This window comes from Streptomyces sp. SID10853 (genome assembly GCF_010548145.1).
GTDB lineage: Bacteria > Actinomycetota > Actinomycetes > Streptomycetales > Streptomycetaceae > Streptomyces.
Window position 1 is genome coordinate 1 of record NZ_JAAGLN010000333.1, and the last position, 5,763, is coordinate 5,763.

Annotated in this window: 5 protein-coding genes and 1 pseudogene; 5 read left to right on the forward strand and 1 reads right to left on the reverse strand. The window is 72.4% G+C overall.

Annotation, left to right across the window (positions count from 1 at the left end; translation table 11 throughout):
* A pseudogene (locus tag G3I19_RS33835) lies at window positions 1–205 on the reverse strand (5-deoxy-glucuronate isomerase); the annotation flags it as partial.
* Window positions 206–295: 90 nt separating this feature from the next.
* Here G3I19_RS33835 and G3I19_RS33840 point away from each other — a divergent pair.
* The 5 genes from G3I19_RS33840 to G3I19_RS33860 all read left to right on the forward strand — a co-directional run bounded on the left by G3I19_RS33840 (window position 296) and on the right by G3I19_RS33860 (window position 5,397).
* Window positions 296–460: a hypothetical protein gene (locus tag G3I19_RS33840; protein WP_164267532.1), complete on the forward strand. Its 165-nt coding sequence runs from the start codon at window positions 296–298 to the stop codon at window positions 458–460.
* Window positions 461–516: 56 nt separating this feature from the next.
* The gene (locus tag G3I19_RS33845) at window positions 517–1,398 is read left to right on the forward strand and encodes a TatD family hydrolase (RefSeq protein WP_164267533.1); all 882 of its coding nucleotides are present in this window, start codon (window positions 517–519) and stop codon (window positions 1,396–1,398) included.
* 324 nt (window positions 1,399–1,722) lie between these two features.
* Window positions 1,723–2,559, forward strand: a complete 837-nt coding sequence (gene rsmA / locus G3I19_RS33850; protein WP_164267536.1) for a 16S rRNA (adenine(1518)-N(6)/adenine(1519)-N(6))-dimethyltransferase RsmA — start codon at window positions 1,723–1,725, stop codon at window positions 2,557–2,559.
* Window positions 2,556–3,485: a 4-(cytidine 5'-diphospho)-2-C-methyl-D-erythritol kinase gene (locus G3I19_RS33855; protein ID WP_164267534.1), complete on the forward strand. Its 930-nt coding sequence runs from the start codon at window positions 2,556–2,558 to the stop codon at window positions 3,483–3,485. Before rsmA ends, G3I19_RS33855 begins: the two co-directional genes overlap by 4 nt.
* 103 nt (window positions 3,486–3,588) lie before the next feature.
* Complete coding sequence (locus tag G3I19_RS33860) at window positions 3,589–5,397, forward strand: ABC-F family ATP-binding cassette domain-containing protein (RefSeq protein ID WP_164267535.1); 1,809 nt, start codon at window positions 3,589–3,591, stop codon at window positions 5,395–5,397.
* The last annotated feature ends 366 nt before the right edge of the window (window positions 5,398–5,763 follow it).

Sequence of the window (5,763 nt, forward strand, 5' to 3'; positions counted from 1 at the left end):
GCACCTCGACGGCGATCAGCCGGTCGCAGGCGAAGGTGTCGGCGGCCGCGAAGTTGTTGACCTGGCGCGAGCAGCTGCCGCTGCCGCGCAGCTCGACGGGAACCTCCGGCGCGGGGCCGTAGCGGGCCGGGAGTCGGTGCTCGCACTTCGCCCCTGCCAAGGCGAAGCGGCCTCCCCGCCCGGCGGAGATCTCCGCGCCGGCGTCGCCCGGCCGCGAGGCGACGGGGTTTCATCGGTGCAGAATCTGCTCCATTACCCCGATACCCTCACCGCCCCCGCCGGCCCGCTCGGGGCAGTGGGGACAGTCGGTGACACCGAGCACCGGGACGCCGGACCCCGGGGAGCCGACGCCCGGCCCGCGGCAGGGGCCGCGGCCGTGGGCGGGGCGACCCCCGCACCCGCCGAGCGCCACCACTGGCAGCTCCGGGACCTGCTGCACCCCTTCCAGCACCGCGGTTAGAGCACCGCGCCCACCGAGGATCGGCCTTCGCACGGCGGCCCGTAGGATCGGACGCCATGAGCAAGGACACCGCGCCGCCGCTGCCCGCACCGCTCGCTGTGCCGGTGGCCGACTCGCACACCCATCTGGACATGCAGGACAGCACCGTGGACGAGGCCCTGGCCAGGGCCTCGTCCGTCGGTGTGACCACGGTGATCCAGGTGGGGTGCGATCTGAAGGGCTCCCGCTGGGCGGCCGAGACGGCCGCCGCGTACGACAGCGTGCACGCGGCGGTCGCCCTGCACCCGAACGAAGCGCCCCGCATCGTGCTCGGCGACGAAGAAGGCTGGTCGCGGCAGGGGGCCCGCCCCTCGGGCGGGGACGGCGCGCTGGACGAGGCGCTCGGCGAGATCGACCGGCTGGCCGGGCTGCCGCAGGTGCGGGCCGTCGGCGAGACCGGGCTCGACCACTTCAGGACCGGGCCCGAGGGCCTGGCAGCGCAGGAACGCTCGTTCCGGGCGCACATCGAGATGGCGAAAAGGCACGGCAAGGCACTGGTTATTCACGACCGTGAGGCCCATGCCGATGTACTCCGCATTCTTGAGGAGGAGGGGGCGCCGGACCGCACGGTATTCCACTGCTATTCCGGTGACGCCGAAATGGCCGAACTCTGCGCGGCCCGGGGCTATTTCATGTCCTTCGCGGGCAACATGACGTTCAAGAACGCCCAGCCGCTGCGTGACGCACTCGCCGTGGCCCCGCTGGAACTCGTCCTTGTTGAAACCGACGCGCCTTTTCTTACCCCCGCCCCCTATCGGGGAAGGCCGAATGCGCCGTATCTCATTCCGGTGACGGTCCGGGCGATGGCGGCCGTACGGAACACCGGCGAGGACGAACTGGCCGCCGCGCTCATGGCCAACACGGTCCGGGCGTTCGGCCTGGACGGCGCCACCGTGTGACACGGCGCCCGCCCCGTCCCGCCCCGGTGTCACACGGCGCCCCGGTGTGACACGGCTCCCGCCCCGGTGTCACACGGCGCCCGCCCCCCGGTGTGACACGGCTCCCGCCCCGGTGTGACACGGCGCCCGGGCGGGCGGGGTGCGAGCCGGCGTAAGGCCGGTGCAGTGTGCGGGCGGTGCGGGCGGTGCGAGCCCGGCGCGCACCGGGCGCCGTCCGCGCGGCCGTAGGCTTGACGGGTGAGCAGCACTGAACCCGAGTCATCCCCCGAGTCCCCCCAGGCATCACCCCGGACATCCCCGCAGGGATCCGAGGTCTCCGACGCCCTGCTGGGCCCCGCCGACATCCGGGAGCTGGCCGCCGCGCTCGGCGTACGCCCGACCAAGCAGCGCGGCCAGAACTTCGTCATCGACGCCAACACGGTGCGCAGGATCGTCAGGACCGCCGAGGTGACCCGGGACGATGTGGTCGTGGAGGTCGGCCCCGGCCTCGGCTCACTGACCCTGGCGCTCCTCGAAGCGGCCGACCGGCTGGTCGCCGTCGAGATCGACGATGTGCTGGCGGGTGCGCTGCCCGCGACGGTCGAGGCCAGGCTGCCCGCCCGCGCCGACCGCTTCACGCTCGTCCACTCCGACGCGATGCAGGTCACCGAACTCCCCGGCCCGCCGCCCACGGCACTGGTCGCGAACCTCCCGTACAACGTGGCGGTCCCGGTCCTGCTCACGATGCTGGCCAGGTTCCCCTCGATCGAGCGGACGCTGGTGATGGTCCAGGCGGAGGTCGCCGACCGGCTCGCGGCCGAGCCGGGCAGCAAGGTGTACGGGGTGCCGTCGGTCAAGGCCAACTGGTACGCCCACGTCAAACGGGCCGGCTCCATCGGCCGCAATGTGTTCTGGCCCGCGCCGAACGTCGACTCGGGCCTGGTGTCGATGGTCCGGCGCACCGAACCGGTCGCGACCACAGCCACCAAGGAAGAGGTCTTCGCGGTCGTCGACGCGGCGTTCGCGCAGCGCCGCAAGACCCTCAGGGCCGCGCTCGCGGGCTGGGCGGGGTCGGCGCCGGCGGCCGAGGCCGCCCTGGTCGCCGCCGGAGTCTCGCCGCAGGCGCGCGGGGAGTCGCTGACGGTGGAGGAGTTCGCACGGATCGCGGAGGGCAAGGCATGACGGCGCACGCCGGTACCGGGAAGACGGCCGGGGCGGGCGTGACCGTCCGCGTCCCCGCCAAGGTCAACGTCCAGCTCGCGGTGGGCGGCGCCCGCCCCGACGGCTTCCACGACCTGGCCAATGTCTTCCTCGCGGTCTCGCTGTACGACGAGGTCACCGTCACCCCCGCGGACACCCTGCGCATCACCTGCACCGGCCCCGGCGCGGACCTGGTCCCGCTGGACCGTACGAACCTGGCGGCGCGGGCGGCCGAACTGCTCGCCGCCCGGCGCGGTATCGAGCCCGGCGTGCACATCCACATCGACAAGGACATCCCCGTCGCGGGCGGCATGGCGGGCGGCAGCGCGGACGGCGCCGGCGCCCTGCTGGCCTGTGACACGCTCTGGTCCACGGGTGCGACGCGCGACGAACTCCTCGCCCTCTGCGCCGAGTTGGGCAGCGATGTGCCGTTCAGCCTGGTCGGCGGGGCGGCGCTCGGCACCGGCAGGGGCGAGCGGCTGACACCGCTGGAAGTGGGCGGCGCTTTCCACTGGGTGTTCGCGATGGCCGACGGGGGGCTCTCCACCCCGACGGTCTTCCGCGAGTTCGACCGGCTCACCCCCGACGCCGGCCCGCCGCAGGCGTCACCGGCGCTGACCGAGGCGCTGCGCACCGGCGACACGGTGGCCCTTGCGGGCGCCCTGGTCAACGACCTCCAGCCGGCGGCGCTCTCCCTGCGCCCGTCCCTGGCGGACACGCTCACGGCAGGCACGACGGCCGGCGCCCTGGCCGCACTGGTCTCCGGATCGGGCCCGACGACGGCGTTCCTGGCGAAGGACGCGGACACGGCGGAGCGGATCGCGGCGGAGCTGCTGGAATCGGGCACCTGCCGGTCCGCCCGGGTCGCGGTGTCCGGGGTGGCGGGGGCGACGGTGCTGCGGGGCTGAGTGCGGGGCCGGCCGCGGGGCGCTGCTCGGGGGCAGTGGCCGCAGGAGCTGTCGGCCGGGGCCAGTACGCTGGAGATCGATCACCCCCGTCCCAGGAGCGTCAATGGCCGTCAACCTCGTCAATGTCGAGGCCGTCAGCAAGGTCTACGGCACCCGTGCCCTGCTGGACGGTGTATCGCTCGGCGTCTCCGAGGGCGACCGTATCGGCGTCGTCGGCCGCAACGGCGACGGCAAGACGACCCTCATCCGGATGCTCGCCCGTCTTGAGGAGCCCGACACCGGGCGGGTCACCCACAACGGCGGCCTGCGCAGCGGCGTCCTCACCCAGCACGACTCCCTCGACCCGCAGGCCACCGTCAGGCACGAGGTCATCGGCGACCTCGCCGACCACGAGTGGGCGGGCAACGCCAAGATCAGGGATGTGCTGACCGGGCTCTTCGGCGGGCTCGACCTGCCCGGATTCTCCGATGGCCTGGACACCGTCATCGCCCCGCTCTCCGGCGGTGAGCGCCGCCGGATCGCCCTGGCGAAGCTGCTCATCGCCGAGCAGGACCTGATCGTGCTCGACGAGCCCACCAACCACCTCGACGTCGAGGGCATCTCCTGGCTCGCCGGCCACCTGCGCGCCCGCCGCTCCGCGCTCGTCGTCGTCACCCACGACCGCTGGTTCCTGGACCAGGTGTGCACCCGCATGTGGGACGTCCAGCGCGGCGCCGTCCACGAGTACGAGGGCGGCTACAGCGACTACGTCTTCGCGCGCGCCGAGCGTGAACGCATCGCGGCCACCGAGGAGTCCAAGCGGCAGAACCTGATGCGCAAGGAGCTGGCCTGGCTGCGGCGCGGCGCCCCCGCCCGTACGTCGAAGCCCCGCTACCGCATCGAGGCCGCCAACGAACTGATCGCGGACGTGCCGCCGCCGCGGGACACCTCCGAGCTGATGAAGTTCGCCAACGCCCGGCTCGGCAAGACGGTCTTCGAGCTGGAGGACGTCACCGTACGCGCCGGGGACAAGCTGCTGCTCCAGCACCTGACCTGGCAGCTCGGCCCCGGCGACCGGATCGGTCTGGTCGGGGTGAACGGCGCGGGCAAGACCTCGCTCCTGCGGGCGCTGGCCGAGGCGGCCCGTACGCAGGGCGACACCCAGCCCGCCGCGGGCAAGGTCGTCGTCGGCAGGACCGTCAAGCTCGCCTACCTCTCGCAGGAGGTCGCCGAACTCAAGCCGACTCTGCGGGTACTCGAAGCGGTGCAGCAGGTACGGGACCGGGTCGACCTCGGCAAGGGCCGCGAGATGACCGCGGGCCAGCTCTGCGAGCAGTTCGGTTTCTCCAAGGAGAAGCAGTGGACACCGGTCGGCGATCTCTCCGGTGGTGAGCGGCGCCGCCTGCAGATCCTGCGGCTGCTGATGGACGAGCCCAACGTCCTGTTCCTCGACGAACCGACGAACGACCTGGACATCGAGACCCTGACCCAGCTGGAGGACCTCCTCGACGGCTGGCCCGGGTCGATGATCGTGATCTCGCACGACCGGTTCTTCATCGAGCGCACCACGGACCGCGTCTTCGCGCTGCTCGGCGACGCGAGCCTGCGGATGCTGCCGCGCGGAGTCGACGAGTATCTGGAGCGCCGCCGCAAGGTGATCGACGCGCAGACCCCGGCCGCCGTGCAGTCCGTGGCCAAGGAGGTCCCCGGCACGGTGTCCGCAAAGGACGGCCGCGCCGCGAAGAAGGAACTCCAGAAGATCGAGCGGCAGCTGGACAAGTTCTCCGACCGTGAGACCAAGCTGCACGCCCAGATCACCGAAAACGCCACAGACTTCGGGAAAGTGGCCGAACTGGACGCCGAGCTGCGGGAACTGGCCGGTCAGCGCGAAGAGTTGGAGATGCGCTGGCTGGAGCTCGCCGAGGACGCCTGAGGGCTGTCCCGGCCGTACCGCGAGACGCGCGTAACGAGGGCATCACGGCCCGGTTCTCCCTTGGGCACAGGGGCGGACCGGGCCCGCTCCGTGCGTTCCCCGGGTGATAGAAAGAACTCCCGCTCGACTGACGTTGATGTGTGGGGTCCACACCCGATTCGCTCCTTTCCGGTGGTTGTCGCCACCGGAATTGCGGGGGAGGCCGGTCGGGCAGTGGACCCCGCGTAAAGAGGTATGTGCTGATGACTCAGCCGCCCCCCGACCAGCAGCCGCCGCAGGGCGGTTTCGGCGCCCCGCAGGACCCGCCGCCGGGTGGCTTCGGCGCTCCGCCGCCGCCCGCCCAGCCGCCGCAGATGCCGCCGCCCC